The organism is Plantactinospora mayteni (assembly GCF_016862935.1).
GTDB lineage: Bacteria > Actinomycetota > Actinomycetes > Mycobacteriales > Micromonosporaceae > Plantactinospora > Plantactinospora mayteni.
This window is the reverse complement of record NZ_BONX01000010.1, coordinates 92,873-109,148: the sequence shown is the minus strand read 5'-3', so window position 1 is coordinate 109,148 and position 16,276 is coordinate 92,873. Positions and strand designations below refer to the sequence as shown.

12 protein-coding genes are annotated in these 16,276 nt (G+C 73.5%); all 12 read left to right on the top strand.

The window, feature by feature from the left end; all coding sequences use genetic code 11:
* Positions 1-191 precede the first annotated feature (191 nt).
* The 12 genes from rsmH (at position 192) to Pma05_RS09905 (ending at position 16,273) form a co-directional block, all read left to right on the top strand.
* On the top strand, positions 192-1,331 hold the full coding sequence (gene rsmH / locus Pma05_RS09960) for a 16S rRNA (cytosine(1402)-N(4))-methyltransferase RsmH (RefSeq protein WP_203857045.1): 1,140 nt from the start codon (positions 192-194) through the stop codon (positions 1,329-1,331).
* Positions 1,328-2,002 carry a cell division protein FtsL gene (ftsL, locus tag Pma05_RS09955; RefSeq protein ID WP_203857044.1) on the top strand — a complete coding sequence of 225 codons (675 nt, stop codon included), beginning with the start codon at positions 1,328-1,330 and terminating at the stop codon, positions 2,000-2,002. Before rsmH ends, ftsL begins: the two co-directional genes overlap by 4 nt.
* A gap of 4 nt (positions 2,003-2,006) precedes the next feature.
* On the top strand, positions 2,007-4,241 hold the full coding sequence (locus Pma05_RS09950) for a peptidoglycan D,D-transpeptidase FtsI family protein (protein ID WP_203857043.1): 2,235 nt from the start codon (positions 2,007-2,009) through the stop codon (positions 4,239-4,241).
* A 52-nt stretch (positions 4,242-4,293) separates the two neighbouring features.
* Positions 4,294-5,865: a UDP-N-acetylmuramoyl-L-alanyl-D-glutamate--2,6-diaminopimelate ligase gene (locus tag Pma05_RS09945; protein WP_203857042.1), complete on the top strand. Its 1,572-nt coding sequence runs from the start codon at positions 4,294-4,296 to the stop codon at positions 5,863-5,865.
* Complete coding sequence (locus Pma05_RS09940) at positions 5,862-7,268, top strand: UDP-N-acetylmuramoyl-tripeptide--D-alanyl-D-alanine ligase (protein WP_203857041.1); 1,407 nt, start codon at positions 5,862-5,864, stop codon at positions 7,266-7,268. The genes Pma05_RS09945 and Pma05_RS09940 overlap by 4 nt, the downstream gene beginning before the upstream one ends.
* A 49-nt stretch (positions 7,269-7,317) precedes the next feature.
* On the top strand, positions 7,318-8,421 hold the full coding sequence (mraY, locus tag Pma05_RS09935; RefSeq protein WP_203857040.1) for a phospho-N-acetylmuramoyl-pentapeptide-transferase: 1,104 nt from the start codon (positions 7,318-7,320) through the stop codon (positions 8,419-8,421).
* A gap of 513 nt (positions 8,422-8,934) precedes the next feature.
* Positions 8,935-10,353, top strand: a complete 1,419-nt coding sequence (locus Pma05_RS09930; protein ID WP_203857116.1) for an FtsW/RodA/SpoVE family cell cycle protein — start codon at positions 8,935-8,937, stop codon at positions 10,351-10,353.
* Positions 10,353-11,459 (top strand): undecaprenyldiphospho-muramoylpentapeptide beta-N-acetylglucosaminyltransferase, encoded by a 1,107-nt coding sequence (gene murG, locus Pma05_RS09925; protein ID WP_203857039.1) that lies wholly within the window; start codon positions 10,353-10,355, stop codon positions 11,457-11,459. Before Pma05_RS09930 ends, murG begins: the two co-directional genes overlap by 1 nt.
* A 217-nt stretch (positions 11,460-11,676) precedes the next feature.
* On the top strand, positions 11,677-13,176 hold the full coding sequence (murC, locus tag Pma05_RS09920) for a UDP-N-acetylmuramate--L-alanine ligase (protein ID WP_203857038.1): 1,500 nt from the start codon (positions 11,677-11,679) through the stop codon (positions 13,174-13,176).
* Positions 13,173-14,120 carry a cell division protein FtsQ/DivIB gene (locus tag Pma05_RS09915; protein ID WP_203857037.1) on the top strand — a complete coding sequence of 316 codons (948 nt, stop codon included), beginning with the start codon at positions 13,173-13,175 and terminating at the stop codon, positions 14,118-14,120. The genes murC and Pma05_RS09915 overlap by 4 nt, the downstream gene beginning before the upstream one ends.
* Before the next feature lie 297 nt (positions 14,121-14,417).
* Positions 14,418-15,515: a cell division protein FtsZ gene (ftsZ, locus tag Pma05_RS09910; protein WP_203857036.1), complete on the top strand. Its 1,098-nt coding sequence runs from the start codon at positions 14,418-14,420 to the stop codon at positions 15,513-15,515.
* Between the two features lie 8 nt (positions 15,516-15,523).
* Positions 15,524-16,273 carry a YggS family pyridoxal phosphate-dependent enzyme gene (locus tag Pma05_RS09905; RefSeq protein WP_203857035.1) on the top strand — a complete coding sequence of 250 codons (750 nt, stop codon included), beginning with the start codon at positions 15,524-15,526 and terminating at the stop codon, positions 16,271-16,273.
* Positions 16,274-16,276: the final 3 nt, after the last annotated feature.

Sequence of the window (16,276 nt, the reverse complement as noted above, 5' to 3'; positions counted from 1 at the left end):
GCCGACGCCCGACGTACTGCGAGATCTCCACCCGCTCGAAGTTCCTGGCGCCTCTTCCCCGGTGCCAGGCGCGATCCTCCGACGGTCCGAAGGTCGGCCCGGAGGAGCAGAGCGGATGGGGATCTGGCGGTACGACGAGCGTGACAGATACCGGGCACGTCCGGACGAGACAGGGGTCACTGGGGGTCGACATGGGGGAGCTACGCGGTACGCACGTGCCGGTGCTGCTTGAGCGGTGTCTCGAGCTGCTCGCCCCCGCCCTGGACCGGGCCGACGACCGGACGACCGTCCACGTGGACGCCACCCTCGGGCTGGCCGGGCACGCCGAGGCGGTACTCGCCACGCATCCGCGTACCGTCCTGATCGGACTCGACCGGGACACCGAGGCACTGGCACACGCGCGGGCCCGACTGGAGCGCTTCGCCGACCGGGTCCACCTGGTGCACGCGGTCTACGACGAGCTGCCCGAGGTGCTGGCGCGGCTCGGCCACGACCGGGTGGACGGCGTGCTGTTCGACCTGGGTGTCTCCTCGCTCCAACTCGACGCGCCCGACCGCGGGTTCGCCTACGCGCAGGACGCGCCGCTGGACATGCGGATGGACCAGTCCGCCGGTACGACCGCCGAGGAGGTCGTCAACAGCTACTCGCACGGCGAGCTGGCCCGGGTGCTCAGGGTCTACGGCGAGGAGCGGTTCGCCGGCCGGATCGCCTCGGCGATCCTGCGGGAGCGGGAACGCCACCGGCTCACCTCGTCGGCCCGGCTGGCCGAACTGGTCCGGGAGTCCATCCCGGCACCTGCCCGGCGTACCGGGGGGCATCCGGCCAAGAGGACGTTCCAGGCTTTACGGATCGAGGTAAACCGGGAGCTGGCCGCGCTGGAAACGGCGCTGCCGGCCGCCCTGGACGCGCTGTCCGTGGGCGGTCGCGCCGTGGTGATGTCCTACCACTCGCTGGAGGACCGGATCACCAAGCAGGTGTTCGCCGGCCGGGCCCGCAGCACCGGGCCGGTCGACCTTCCGGTCGAACTGCCCGGCACCGGGCCGATGCTGCGGCTGCTCAGCCGGGGAGCTGAGCTGGCGGGCGAGGCGGAGGTCCAGGCCAACCCGCGGGCCGCATCGGTGCGGCTGCGGGCGGCCGAGCGGATCGAGCGGGACGGTGGTACGAGCACGGCGACGACGAGGCGGGCCGTCCGCGAACGGCCCGGCCGAGTCGCCGGGGTAACGGGTCCGGCCGGTGCGGGGGCACCGGGCGGCTCCGACGAAGTGCGACGGGACATGTCGCGGCCGGCAGGGGACGGCGGCGGCACGACATCACAGGGGGAGGGAAGATGAACGTCAACAAGCGCGAGCGCCGGGAACAGTCCGACGCGACGCGCGATGCGACGCAGCGTACACCGCGGTCGGGGGGCCGGACCACGGTGCAGCGGGCGCAGCGGGCGGGCGGCGGCCGGTCGAACCCGGCGTCGGAGGCCCGGGCGCGGGGGGCGCGACGGTATCCGACCCAGGGCAGTGCCGCACTGAGTGAGCGGGACTGGGAACAGCCGGCGGAATCCGCCCGGGGACTACGGGTCTGGGACAGCTCGGACGAGCGGCCGGACCAGGCACCGGAGTCGGCGACGCCGGCCCGGCGCTCCCGGCTCCGGGTGGCGCCGCCGCTGCCGGTGGCCCGACCCCGGGTCTCCTTCGTGGCGCTGATCCTGGTGCTGGTGGTCGGCGGGATGCTCGGCATCCTGGTGGTCAACAGCAAGGTCAACGAGAACGCGTTCCGGCTGGAGCGGTTGCAGCAGCAGCAGTCCACGCTGGACATCCAACAGCAGGAGCTGGAGCAGAAGATCGCCGACGCCGAGGTGCCGGGCAACCTGGCCGCCCGGGCCCGCCAGTTGGGCCTGGTCGACTCGGGGTCACCGGCCTTCATCCGGCTGCCGGACGGCCGGGTGATCGGCGTACCGCAGCCGGCCGGCGGCGAGCCGGCGATCACCAGCCAGCAGGGCGCCGGGGGATGACCCGGTGACACCGCGGTCCGACGAGCCGCGCCGGGACGCTTCGGTGTCCCGGCGCGGCTCGTCGCGTGCCGGCCGGGACACCGAACCCGACGCCGACTCCGGCGGCCGGTCCGGTTCCGGGCTGGGCGGCATCTCCGACGCCCGGGCGTACACGCCGCGTGGCCGGACCGTGCGGGACAGTCCGGAACTCCGGCGTACGACCGGGGGTGCCGGCGGCTCCGCTGACCCGGGCGGCCGGTCTCGGCGTACCCCCAGGACCGGACGGTCGGCGGACCCGTTCCGGCCGGCGTTGCAGGTGCTCGACGGTGGCCGGGCCGGCGCGGCCCGGAGCGCCCGGCGGACCGTGCCGCCCGGCGCCGGACGCACCATCACCCCGCGCCCGGTCCGGGGCGGCGGCGACGTCGCCAAGCCGGTCCGGCGGCGCCCGGCCGACCCGGCCGGCGGCCCGACCCGGAGCGCCGGCTCGCCCGCCCGGCGCCCGACCCGACGGCCCCGCCGGCCGCCCCGGCTGGCCGACGCGCACCGGCGGCTGCGGCTCGGCACGCTGCTCGTGCTCGCCATGTTCACCACAATCGGCATCCGGCTGGTCGCGCTCCAGGTCGTCGACGCCCCGGAATACGCCGGCGGCGGCGTCGGCGACCGGCTGCGTACGGTCGTCCTGCCGGCACCCCGGGGAGCCATCTACGACCGCTCCGGGGCGGCGCTGGCGCAGAGCGTCGAGGCCCGGTACGTCTTCGCCGACCCGGAACTCGTGGACGATCCGGCCCGGACCGCCACGGCGCTCTCGCCGCTGCTCGGCATCCCCGTCTCCAGGCTGACGGAGGACATGGGCAAGCAGAAGCGGCCGGACGGGCGCCCGTCGAACTTCGAATACCTGGCCCAGGGCGTCGAGATCAACACTGCCGAGAAGATCATGGATCTCAACCTGCCCGGCATCGGCACCGGGCGGGACGAGCGGCGCGAGGTCCCCGGCGGCGACCTGGCCGCCAACCTGCTCGGCTTCACCAGCCAGGACCGGGTCGGCCTGGAGGGGATCGAGGCCCGCTACGACGAGCTGCTGCGCGGGGTGAACGGCGAGCGGGAGTACGAGGTCGGCAAGGGGGAGCTGGCCGCCGAGATCCCCGGTGGCTACAACAAGGTCACCGAGGCCCGGCCGGGCAGCTCGCTGCAACTCACCATCGACCGGGACCTGCAATACATGGTGCAGCGGATCCTCGCCAAGCGGATGCAGGAGGTCAACGGCACCATCGGGGCGGCCGTGGTGCTCGACGTACGCACCGGCGAGGTGCTGGCCCAGGCGAGCTATCCGACCTACGACGCGGCCGACTGGAAGAAATACGACCCCAGCGACCGCAACGACGCCGCCACCAGCTTCGTGGTCGACCCCGGATCCGTGCACAAGGCGATCGTCTTCGGCGCCGGGCTGGAGGAGGGGGTGATCACCCCGGACACCGCCTGGCCCACCCCGTCCAGCATCCGCAAGGGTGACCAGCCGTTCCGGGACACCCACCCGGTGCGGGGCCGGACGCTGAGCGTGGCCGGCATGCTCGGGTACTCCTCCAACGTCGGGACCATCCGGGTCGCCGACAAGCTCGGTGCGGAGAAGCTCTACGAATACCAGCTCCGGTTCGGGCTGGGCCGCCCGACCGGGGAGGGGGTGCTCGGCGAGGCGTCCGGCCGGGTACTCAAGCCGTCGGAATACAGCGGCTCGACGTACGGGTCGGTGCCGATCGGGCACAGCGTCGACGTCACGCCGTTGCAGATGGCCGCCGCGTACGCCGCGATCGCCAACAACGGCACCTGGATCCAGCCGCACCTCGTACGCGAGATCATCGGCCCGGACGGCAAGCGGAAGCCGGTACCCGCCCCGGAGAGCCGGCAGGTGCTGCGGCCGGAGACCGCCGCCGCGCTGCGTACCCTGCTGGAGGCGCCGCTGACCATCGAGGGCGGCACCGCCACCCAGGCGGCGATCAAGGGCTACCGGGTGGCCGGCAAGACCGGCACCGGATCGCGGGTGGTCGACGGCCAGTACGCCCCCGGCGAGGTCGCCTCGTTCATCGGGATGGACCAGGCCGACGACCCGCGGTACGTCATCGCGGTCTTCGCGCACACCCCCTCCGGCGGCGGCGGCGACGTCTCCGCACCGGCCTTCAAGGAGATGATGGAGTACGTACTCCGTCACTATCGGGTGCCCGCCACCGGCACCGCGCCGCCGAAGTTCGTCGTCTATCCGCGATGACCTGCCGAAACGGGACATCATCGGTGGGTGCGGGCAAACCACCGGGGCGGCTGTGCGGGGTGGCCCCCTCGACGGGGTAGGGTCTGACGCCGTGCCCGGCAATCCCCGTCCCCGCGCCGTGACGCCGGTCCGGCTCGCCGATCTCGCCGCGCGAGTCGCCGCCGAGTCGCCCCCGGACGCCGCCGACCTGGCGGTCACCGGGGTGACCCATGCCAGCGCCGAGGTGCACCCCGGTGACCTCTACGCGGCGCTTCCGGGCGCCCGTCGGCACGGCGCCGAGTTCGTGGCCGCGGCGGCGGCGGCCGGCGCGGTGGCCGTACTCACCGATCCGGCCGGCGCCCCGGCGGCGGCCGAGGCCGGGCTGCCCGCCCTGGTGGTGCCAGAGCCGCGCGCGGTGCTCGGCGAGCTGGCCGGCGCGGTCTACGGCGACCCCACCGCCGGGCTGACCGTCATCGGCATCACCGGCACCGCCGGCAAGACCAGCACCGCCTACCTGGTCGAGTCGGGGCTGCGGGCCGCCGGGCACGTCACCGGGCTGATCGGCACCGTGGAGACCCGGCTCGGCGACCTGGTGGTGGAAAGCGTCCGCACCACCCCGGAGGCCACCGACCTGCACGCCATGCTCGCGGCGGCCCGGGAGCGCGGGGTCACCGCCGTGGTGATGGAGGTGTCCAGTCACGCGCTGGCGATGGGACGGGTCGGCGGGGTCCGCTTCACCGTCGGCGGCTACACCAACTTCGGCCAGGACCACCTGGACTTCCACGCCGACGCGGCGGACTACTTCGCGGCCAAGGCGCGGCTCTTCGACGGCCGCTGCGACGTCGAGGTGCTCAACTTCGACGACCCGGCGCTGGCGCCGCTGCGCAAGCCGGGCACCGTCACCTACTCGGCCGCCGGTGACCCGGGCGCCACCTGGCGGGCCGGCGCGGTCCGCGAGTCCGGCTACACCCAGACCTTCACCGCGTACGGCCCGGACGGGCTGGTCGTGCAGGCCGGTGTGGCGCTGCCCGGCCGGCACAACGTGGCCAACGCGCTGCTGGCGATCGCCATGCTGGTCGGCACCGGGGTCGAGCCGGCGGTGGCGGCCCGGGGCGTGGCCGCCTGCCCGGGGGTACCGGGCCGGCTGGAGCTGGTCGACGCGCCCGGACCGGTCCGGGGCGTGGTCGACTACGCGCACAAGCCGGACGCGGTGGTCGCGGTGCTGCGGGCGCTGCGCGACCTGGCCGGCGCCGGCAACCGGCTGATCTGCGTGATCGGCTCGGGTGGCGACCGGGACCACGGCAAGCGGCCGGTGATGGGCGCGGCGGCGGCGAACGGTGCCGACCTGGTGGTGATCACCGACGACAATCCGCGCACCGAGGACCCGGCGGTGATCCGGGCCGAGGTGCGGCGCGGCGCCGAACTGGCCGGCACGCCGACCCGGCTGCTGGAGGTGGCCGGCCGGCGGGCGGCGATCGACGAGGCGGTCCGGCTCGCCGAGCCCGGTGACGTGGTGGCGCTGCTCGGCAAGGGGCACGAGCGCGGCCAGGAGATCGCCGGCCGGACGTACCCGTTCGACGACCGGGTCGAGCTGGCCGCCGCGCTCGCCGCCCGGTTCGGCAACCTGGTGGAGGGCCGCCGATGATCCCGTTGACCCTGTCCGAGCTCGCCACCGCGGTCGACGGTCGGCTGGTCGGCGCCGATCCGACGCTCCGGGTCACCGGCCCGGTCGAGTTCGACTCCCGCAAGATTCGCCCCGGCGGGCTCTTCGTGGCCTTCCCCGGCGAGAAGGTGGACGGGCACGACTTCGCGGCGGCGGCGGTCGCCTCCGGCGGTGCGGTCGCGGTGCTCGGCTCCCGCCCGGTCGACGGGGTGCCGATGGTGCTGGTCCCCGACGCCCGGGCCGCGCTCGGCCGGCTGGCCCGAGCGGTGCTGGACCGGCTCCCCGAACTGACCGTGATCGGGCTGACCGGATCGTCCGGCAAGACCACCACCAAGGACCTGGTCGCCCAGCTCACCGCCCGACTCGGCCGTACCGTGGCGCCGCCAGGCTCGTTCAACAACGAGCTGGGGCACCCGTACACGGCGTTGCAGGCCGACGCGGAGACCCGGTACCTGGTGCTGGAGAAGGGTGCCCGGGGAGTGGGGCACGTCCGCTATCTGTGCGAGGTCGCGCCGCCCCGGATCGCGGTCGTGATCAACGTGGGCGTCTCGCACATCGGCGAGTTCGGCTCGCAGGAGGCGATCGCCGAGGCAAAGGGCGAACTGGTCGAGGGGCTGCCGGCGGACGGGCTCGCGGTGCTCAACGCCGACGACGAGCGGGTACGCGCGATGGCGACCCGCACCGCCGCCCGGGTGGTACTGGTGGGCGAGGCCGCCGACGCCGAGGTGCGGGCCGAGGAGGTCGGCCTGGACGATCGCGGGCGGGCGTCGTACACCCTGGTCACCCCGGAGGGCCGGGCGACGGTCCGGCTCGGGATCAGCGGCCGGCACCAGGTCGGCAACTCGCTCGCGGCGGCGGCGGTGGCCCGGGAACTCGGCATGCCGCTGGCCGAGTTGGCCGAGGCGCTCGGCCAGCTCGGCCTGCCCTCGACCCGCCGGATGGACGTCTTCGACCGCACCGACGGGGTGACGGTGATCGACGACTCCTACAACGCCAACCCCGCCTCGACCTCCGCCGCGCTACGGGCGTTGGCCGGGATGGGCGAGCGGCGACGCACCTTCGCGGTGCTCGGCTACATGGCCGAGCTGGGCGATTTCGAACGGGACGGGCACGAGCAGATCGGTCGGCTCACGGCCGAACTGGGCGTCGACCGGCTGATCGTGGTCGGCGAGCTGGCCGCGCCGATCCACGACGGCGCGGTGGCGATGGCAAATTGGGGAGGAGAGTCGGTGCTGGTTACCGATCAGGCGGCGGCGGTCGACGCGCTGCGCCGCGAACTGCGGCCGGGCGACGTCGTCCTGGTGAAGGGCTCGCGCTACCGCACCTGGGAGGTGGCCGACGCGCTGCGCGCCGAGGCCGTCCAGCCCGGGAACGGGTCCCGATGAGCGGGGCGGTCCTGGCTGTCGTGCCGGTCGCGGCGGACGGCGTGCCGGCGTGAGGGCGGTCATCGTCGCCATCTTCGTGGCGTTCCTGATCTCGCTCTTCGTCACACCGGTCGCGATCAAGGTGTTCACCCGGTTGAAGGCCGGGCAGCCGATCCGGGCCGAGGGCCCGATCATGCACCAGGGCAAGAAGGGCACCCCGACGATGGGCGGCGTGGTCTTCATCGTCGCCACGGTGATCGCGTACGTCGCCGGGCACCTCGCCCTGACCACCCTGCCCGACCAGCAGATCGCCCAGGTCACCCCCACCATCACCGCCCTGGTGCTGCTCGGCCTGATGGTCTTCTCCGGTGCGGTCGGCTTCATCGACGACTTCCTCAAGGTTCGCAAGCGGAACAGCGCCGGGTTGAACAAGCGGGGCAAGCTGCTCGGCCAGATACTGGTCGGTGCGGTCTTCGGGGTGGTCGCGCTCTATTTCCCGAGTACCGCGGGCGTGACGGTCGGCAGCACGGCGCTCTCCTTCATCCGGGACATCGACGCCCTGGAGGTGGGGAAGATCGCCTCGGTCGTCATCTTCATCTTCGTGGTGATGGCGACGACCAACGGGGTGAACCTGACCGACGGGCTGGACGGGCTGGCCACCGGCGCCTCGGTGATGGTGCTCGCCGCGTACGCCCTGATCGCGTTCTGGCAGTACCGGCACTGGTGCGCGGACACCGACTACGCCAAGGGCGGGGCGTACTGCTACACGGTGCGGGATCCCCTGGAGATAGCCCTGATCGCCGGGGCGGCGGCCGGGGCGTGCGTCGGCTTCCTCTGGTGGAACACCTCGCCGGCGCGGATCTTCATGGGTGACACCGGTGCGCTCGGGCTGGGCGGGCTGATCGCCGGAATGGCGATGGCCACCCGGACGCTCCTGCTGCTGCTGATCCTCGGTGGGCTCTTCGTGATCATCACGATGTCGGTGGTCATCCAGATCATCTCGTTCCGGACCACCGGTAAACGGGTCTTCCGGATGTCGCCGCTCCAGCACCACTTCGAGTTGGCCGGGTGGAGCGAGGTCAACATCGTCGTCCGGTTCTGGATCATTGCTGGGATCGGGGTGGCGATCGCCCTCGGCCTCTTCTACAGCGAGTTCCTCGCCTCGGTCACCTGACCTTCGCCTCGGTCACCTGACCTCCTGGGCACCGACCCGTCCGAGTGAGTGGAACCGGACGGGTCGGAGTCGATCCACGGCCCGGGACACGCCGTACCGGTCCGACACGCCGGTCGGCCACCTGCGCCGAGGTGGCCGGACCAGCGTCGATGATGGGCGGATGGGGGAGGACGAGGGGTCGGCGCGGTGACCGGGGAGCAGCCACGACGGCCGGCGGGCTCCGCCGGCCCGCGCGGGGGTCGGCCGACGGACGGCAGCGGCCGGCCGGCCGAGAAGATCGGGCGCGACCCGGCGGGCGGCGGGCGCCCGGGCAGCGCCACCGACGGGTCGGCCGGCGACACCGAGCGCCCGGAACCGACCGGCGGCGCGCGCTCCCGCACCGGCACCGGGCGACCGGAGAGCGGCGGTGACGCCCCGACCGGGGTACGCCCGACCGCCCCGGGCGCCGCCCGGGGCGCCCCCACCGGGGTACGCCCACCGGACGCCCCGGCCGGGGTCGACCTGGCCGGTGGGCTGGCCGCGCTGCGCGGGCTGCTGGCCCGCCCGCTCGCCTCCTACTACCTGCTCATCTCCAGCTCCGGACTGCTGCTGCTGATCGGGCTGACGATGGTCTTCTCGGCGACCAGCGTCCGGGCCTCCGCCGCCGACGGCAACGCCTTCGCGATGGTCGCCAAGCAGGCGCTCTTCGCGCTGATCGGGCTGGTGGCGTTCTGGATCTGCCAACGCCTGCCGGCCCGTACCTTCCGGGCGGTCGGGCTGCCGACCCTCGGTGTCGCCGTACTGCTGCTGGTGGTGCTGGACGTCCTGCACCTGTGGGACAAGCTCAACGGCGACGGGGACGCCGTCCTCGGCCCGCTGGAGGCCCGGCTGCTCTGGCTGTACATCGGCCCGATCCAGGTGCAGCCCTCCGAGTTGGCGAAGTTCGGTCTGGTGCTATGGGGCGCGGACATGATCGCCCGCAAGGGCGCCGCGCTCGGCTGGTGGCGGGAGTTGGCCACCCCGCTCTTCCCGGTGGTCGGCCTGCTCTTCCTGCTGGTCGGCTACAACGACCTGGGCACCATGCTCTGCCTGCTCGCCGTGGTGGTCGGGCTGCTCTGGGCGGCCGGCATCCGCAAGCGGGTTTTCGCCACCCTGACGGTCTTCGGCCTGGTCGGGGTCGGGCTGCTGGTCGCCGCCGCCTCGATCGGTGCCGGATCCGGCGACGAGGACGCCCAGAACTACCGACTGGCCCGGCTCACCATGTTCTTCAACCCGCCACCGGCGGACGAGTGCGGGCTGACCGACTGCTACCAATACCTGCAAGCCCGGTACGCGATCGACAACGGCGGCTGGTTCGGCGTCGGGCTGGGCAAGAGCAGCCTGAAGTGGAACTGGCTCCCCGAGGCGCACAACGACTTCATCTTCGCCATCCTCGCCGAGGACCTGGGCGTGGTGGGCTGCGCCGTGGTGCTGACCCTGTTCGCGGTGCTGGCGTACACCGGGTTGCGGATCGCCCGCCGGGTCGCCGACCCGTTCCGCCGGCTTGCCGCCACCGCCGCGACCGCCTGGCTGGTCAGCCAGGCGCTGATCAACATCGGTGGGGTGGTCGGGCTGCTGCCGATCACCGGCCTGCCGCTCCCGTTCATCTCCGACGGCGGCAGCGCCCTGGTGGTGACCCTCGCCGCGATCGGCATGCTCGCCTCGTTCGCCCGTGCCGAACCGGACGCCGCGCGGGCCCTGCACGCCCGTCCGGCGCCCCGATGGGTACGGCTACTCTGGGCCCCGTTGCCGCCGCTTCCCTCGGCGCGCCGCCGTGGGAAGCTACCCGCGCCGGCCCCCCGGGAGCCCGAATCCGGGCCCGGTTCCGGGAAGCGGCGGGAGCCCGAGGCCGGGCCAGCAGGTGGCCGGGCGAGGCGAGGGCGCGCCGGTACGGCGAGCGAGAGGAGACGCTGATGGGTCCGCTGCGGTCGGTGGTGCTAGCGGGAGGAGGCACGGGTGGGCACATCTACCCGTTGCTGGCCTTCGCCGACTGCCTGCGCCGGCACGACCCGGGAGTACGGATCACCTGCGTCGGCACCCCGAAAGGCTTGGAAAACGACCTGATCCCGCCGCACGGCTACGATCTGCGGCAGATCCCGGCCTATCAGCTCCCCCGGTCCGTCAACATGAACCTGATGCGTACGCCGGACCGGATGTGGAAAGCCGCCCGGGCCGCCGGAAAGGTGATCGACGAGGTACGCGCCAACGTCGTCATCGGGTTCGGCGGCTACGTCTCGGTGCCCGCCTACCTGGCGGCGTGGCGCCGGGAGCTGCCGATCGTGATCCACGAGGTGAACGTGCCGCCGGGGGTGGCCAACCGGCTCGGCATGAAGTTCACCAAGCACGTGGCGGTCGGCTTCCCGCACCAGCCGGCCCAGGCCGAGTCGCTGCGCAACGCCCGGGTGGTCGGGGTGCCGCTGCGGCGCGGCATCACCGGCATCGACCGGGTGGCACACCGGGCGGCGGCGCGCCAGCAGTTCGGCCTGCACCCGGACCTGCCGACCCTCTTCGTGGCCGGCGGTTCGCAGGGCGCCCGCTCGATCAACCTGGCGGTGGCCGGTGCGGCCAAGTCGCTCGCCGCCGCCGGGGTGCAGGTACTGCACGTGATCGGCGCCCGCAACGAGCCGGTCAACGTCCCGCACGACCTGCCGGTGCCGTACGTGACGCTGCCGTACCTCTCCCAGATGGAGTTGGGCTACGCCGCCGCCGACCTGATGCTGGGCCGGGGCGGGGCGATGACCTGCGCCGAGGTGGCGGCGATCGGGCTGCCCACGGTCTACGTGCCGTACCCGCACAGCAACCAGGAGCAGAAGCGCAACGCCCTGCCGGTGGTCGAGGCCGGCGGCGGGCTGCTGGTCGACGATTCCGAGATGACGGCGGCCTGGGTCGAGCACACCGTGATCCCGCTGATCCGCGACCCGCGCCGGCTGGCCGCGATGGGTGCCGCCGCCGCCGGGTACGGTCGGCGCGACGGCGACGAGGCGCTGCTCGACTTCGTCTACGAGGCAGTGGCCGGATGAGCGCGAGGAGTGAGCCGGGTTTGCGAGCCCCGCAGTCGCGAACGACGGCCAGCCCGGTGAGCGCGAGGAGTGAGCCGGGTTTGCGAGCCCCGCAGTCGCGAACGACGGCCAGCCCGATGAGTGTGTCGGGCGTGCCGAGCGGGGCGGTCGCCGGATCGGGGGCGGCCGAGGTGCGCAACCCGGTGACCGGACGCATTCCGAGTGGAAGGCTGGTGTCATGAACACCGCGCAGTTCAGCCCGGTCGGCACGCTCTCCGCCGAGGACCTGGGTCGCATCCACCTGATCGGGGTCGGCGGGGTCGGCATGAGCGGCCTGGCCCGGCTGCTCCTCACCCGGGGCCTCCAGGTCTCCGGCAGTGAGCTGCGGGAGTGGCCGGCGCTGGCCGGGCTGCGGGCGCTGGGCGGCACCATCCACATGAGCCACGCGCCGACCAACCTGGACGGCGTCGACACCGTGGTCTACTCCACCGCGATTCCGCAGGACCACCTGGAGCTGGTCGCCGCCCGGGAACGCGGGCTGCGGGTGCTGCACCGGTCGGAGGCGCTGGCCGCCGCGATGACCGGCCGGCGCACCATCGCGGTCGCCGGTACGCACGGCAAGACCACCACCACCTCGATGGTGACGCTGATCCTCCAGCACGCCGGCCAGGACCCGTCGTTCGTGATCGGCGGCGAGATCTCCGAGGTGGGCTCGAACGCCCACCACGGCAGCGGGGAATACTTCGTCGCCGAGGCCGACGAGAGCGACAGGTCCTTCCTGCTCTACCGGCCGTACGTCTCGATCATCACGAACATCGACGAGGACCACCTCAACACCTACGGCGACTACGCCGGCCTGGAGGAGGCGTTCGCCGACTTCGCCCGGCTGACCGACCCGGAGGGGTTCGTGGTGACCTGTGCGGACGACCCGGGCACCGCGCGGATGGCCGAGACGCTGCGCGCCGAGGGGCGGACCGTGTACACGTACGGCACCGCCGCCGACGCCGACCTGCGGCTGACCGACGTGGCGTCGTCGGCTGGCGGCGTACGCTATCTCGCCACCCTGCACGGCGAGGCGCTGGGCGAGATCCGGCTGCCGGTGCCCGGCGCGCACATCGGGCTGAACAGCGCCTCGGCGGTGCTCACCGCGGGCAAGCTCGGCCTGCCGATGGATTCCGTCACGTCGACGCTGGCAGCCTTCCCCGGGGTACGCCGCCGGTTCGAGCGCAAGGGGGTGGTGGCCGGCGTCCAGGTCTACGACGAGTACGCCTACCACCCGACCTCGATGACCGCCGCGCTGAAGACCCTGCGCGAGGTGGCCGGCGACGGTCGGCTGATCGTCGTCTTCCAGCCGTACCGGGTCTACCGGACCCGGGACCTCCAGGCCGAGCTGGCCACCGCGCTCGGCCTCGCCGACGAGGTGGTGATGCTGGAGGTCTTCGGCCCGGGCGAGGTGCGGGCGCCCGGCGAGGGCGGGGCGGCGCTGACCGACGCGATCGACCTGCCGGCCGAGCAGAAGATCTTCCTGCCCGTCTGGGAGGACGTACCGGCCGAGGTCGCCCGCCGGGCCCGCCGGGGTGATGTGGTGGTGACGATGGGCGCGCCGCCGATCTCGCTGATGGGCGACGAACTGCTCGACGTGCTGGTCGGCGGCTCGGCCACCGGGCAGCAGGTGGCCGCCGGGCCGGAGACCGGGGCGACCCCGCGCGGCGCCGGGGCAGCCAGCGACGCCGGATGAGCCCGGGCACCTCCCGGGGCCGGTCCGGAGGTCCGGCGCCGGGAGGTCGCTCCGGCGGTCCTCCGCCGGGTGGCCGGGGAGCCGGTGGGCGTGGCGCGGGCCGCTCCGCCCGGGGCGGTCCGGGCTCCGGCGGCGCCCGTTCCGGCGCGGGCCGTCCGGGGACCGGCCGATCGGGTACGGGTCGCGGCGCCGACCGGAGCTGGCGGCTGGTCCGGGCCGGCACCGACGCGGTGCCGCCCTCGGTACGTCGGTTCACCCGCCGGGCCCGGCAACGCCGGGTACGCGCCGCGCTGCCCTGGACCGTGCTCGCCGGAGTGCTCGCGCTCAGCCTGGCCGGTGCCGGAGTCGTGTACGGCACCCCGCTCCTCGGCTTCCGCACTCTCCGGGTCGTCGGCGCCACCCTGGTCACCGACGACCAGGTACGCCAGGCGGCCCGGCTGACCGAGGGCGTCCCGCTGGCCCGGGTCGACGTCGACGCGGTACGGGCCCGGGTCGCCGAGCTGCCGCCGGTGGCCCGGGTGACGGTGTCCCGGCAGTGGCCGAACACCCTCCGGGTCGAGCTGGTGGAACGTACCCCGGTCGCGGTGGTGCCGCAGAACCGGCGCTTCCTCGTACTCGACGCCTCCGGGGTGGTCTTCCAGACCCGTTCGGACCGGCCGACCGGGCTGCCGTTGGCCCGGCTGGGCACGCCCGGCCCCGACGACGCCGCCACCCGAGGTGCGCTGACGGTGCTCGCCAACCTGACCCCGGAACTGCGGGACCGTCTCACCGAGTTGGTGGTGGAGGGTCCGGCCCGGATCACCGTCAAGCTGCGCGGCGGCCGTACGGTGCTCTGGGGCGACGCCTCGCGCAGCGACACCAAAGCCCAGGTGGCGACGTCGTTGCTGGCGCGCGAGGGGGACACCATCGACGTACGGACGCCGGACGTGGTGACCATCCGCTGACCGGGTGGTCGGACGGCGTCTCCCGCCCGCCGGTCGGTCGCGTCGACACGCCGGCCGGCCGGCTCGCCGGTGACGTTTGTCGGCGGGCGTGCCGACACGCCGCGCAGGTCCTTGGGTTCGGCCGCGCGTCCGCATACGTTGCCCCGAGAGGATCAAATGGTTGACATAACTGTAAGCCTCTAGTAGAGGGTGAGGGTTACCCTTCGCCTCCTCGTACCGAATGGTCGTCGGCAATGCTCCGGCGGATCGCCGGGCGGGGTGGGCGGCCCCCCGCCGAGATCGAAGGAAAGGACCCCGATGACACCTCCGCACAACTACCTGGCGGTCATCAAGGTCGTCGGCATCGGCGGCGGCGGCGTCAACGCCGTGAACCGGATGATCGAGGTCGGGCTCAAGGGCGTCGAGTTCATCGCGATCAACACCGATGCCCAGGCCCTGCTGATGAGCGACGCCGACGTCAAGCTCGACGTGGGTCGGGAGCTGACCCGGGGGCTGGGCGCCGGCGCCAACCCGGACGTCGGCAAGAACGCCGCCGAGGACCACCGCGACGAGATCGAGGAGGTACTCAAGGGCGCCGACATGGTCTTCGTGACCTGCGGCGAGGGCGGCGGTACGGGTACCGGCGGGGCGCCGGTGGTGGCGAACATCGCCCGCAAGCTGGGCGCGCTCACCATCGGTGTCGTGACCCGGCCGTTCTCGTTCGAGGGCAAGCGCCGGCAGGTGCAGGCCGAGGCCGGCATCGACGAGCTGCGCAACCAGTGCGACACCCTGATCGTCATCCCGAACGACCGGCTGCTCGCCCTCGGTGACCGCGGCATCAGCATGATGGACGCCTTCCGGCAGGCCGACCAGGTACTGCTCTCCGGTGTGCAGGGGATCACCGACCTGATCACCACGCCGGGCCTGATCAACCTGGACTTCGCCGACGTCAAGAGCGTGATGAGCGGCGCGGGCAGCGCACTGATGGGCATCGGCAGCGCCCGGGGCGACAACCGGGCGGTGGAGGCGGCCGAGGCGGCCATCTCCAGCCCGCTGCTGGAGCAGAGCATGGACGGTGCCCGGGGCGTGCTGCTCTCCATCGCCGGCGGCTCCGACCTCGGCCTCTTCGAGATCAACGACGCGGCGCAGCTGGTCACCGACGCCGCCCACCCGGACGCGAACATCATCTTCGGTGCCGTCATCGACGACGCGCTCGGCGACGAGGTCCGGGTGACCGTGATCGCGGCGGGCTTCGACGGCGGTGCCCCGGCCTACAAGCCGGTGGAGCAGGCCCGTAAGGTCAGCCCGCCGGCCGTCGCGCCGGTCTCGCCGCCGCCTCCGCCGCCGGTACAGACCCCGCGTCGGGTGCTCTTCGACGACGTGGACGTGCCGGACTTCCTCAAGAACGGTTCCTGAGCCACCAGATGACCGAACCACCCCTCCCGGCGCCGGACGACCAGCGCCGGGCAGAACTCGCGGCCAACCTGGCCCGGGTACGCTCCCGGATCGACGCCGCCTGCGCCTCGGCGGGCCGGGATCCGGCCGACGTCACCATGGTCGCGGTGACCAAGACCTATCCGGCCTCCGACGTGGCGCTGCTGGCCGGGCTGGACGTACGCGACGTGGCGGAGAACCGCGACCAGGAGGCCGCGCCGAAGGCGGCCGAGGTGGCGGCGACCGGTACCCGGGTGCGCTGGCACTTCGTCGGGCAGCTCCAGCGCAACAAGGCCCGCTCGGTCGTCCGGTACGCCGACCTGGTGCACTCGGTGGACAGCGTGCGGCTGGCCGGCGCCCTCGCCGACGCGGCGCGGCGGCACCGGGAGCATCCGCTGGAGGTGCTGGTCCAGGTCAACCTGGACGGCGCCGCCGAGCGGGGCGGTGCGCTGGTCGGCGGTGACGACCCGGACCGGGGGGTCGACGCGGTCGCGGCGGCGGTGGCCGGATCGGAGGCGCTGCGCCTGGCCGGGGTGATGGCGGTCGCCCCGCTCGGGACGGACCCGGAGCCCGCCTTCGCCAGGTTGGCCGAGGTCGCCGCCAGGCTGCGGGCCGAATATCCGGCGGCGGTCGCGGTGTCGGCCGGGATGAGTGGTGACCTGGAGGCGGCGATCGCCTACGGCGCGACACATGTGCGGATCGGCAGCGCGTTGCTCGGAATGCGTAGCACGCTGCGGTAGCCT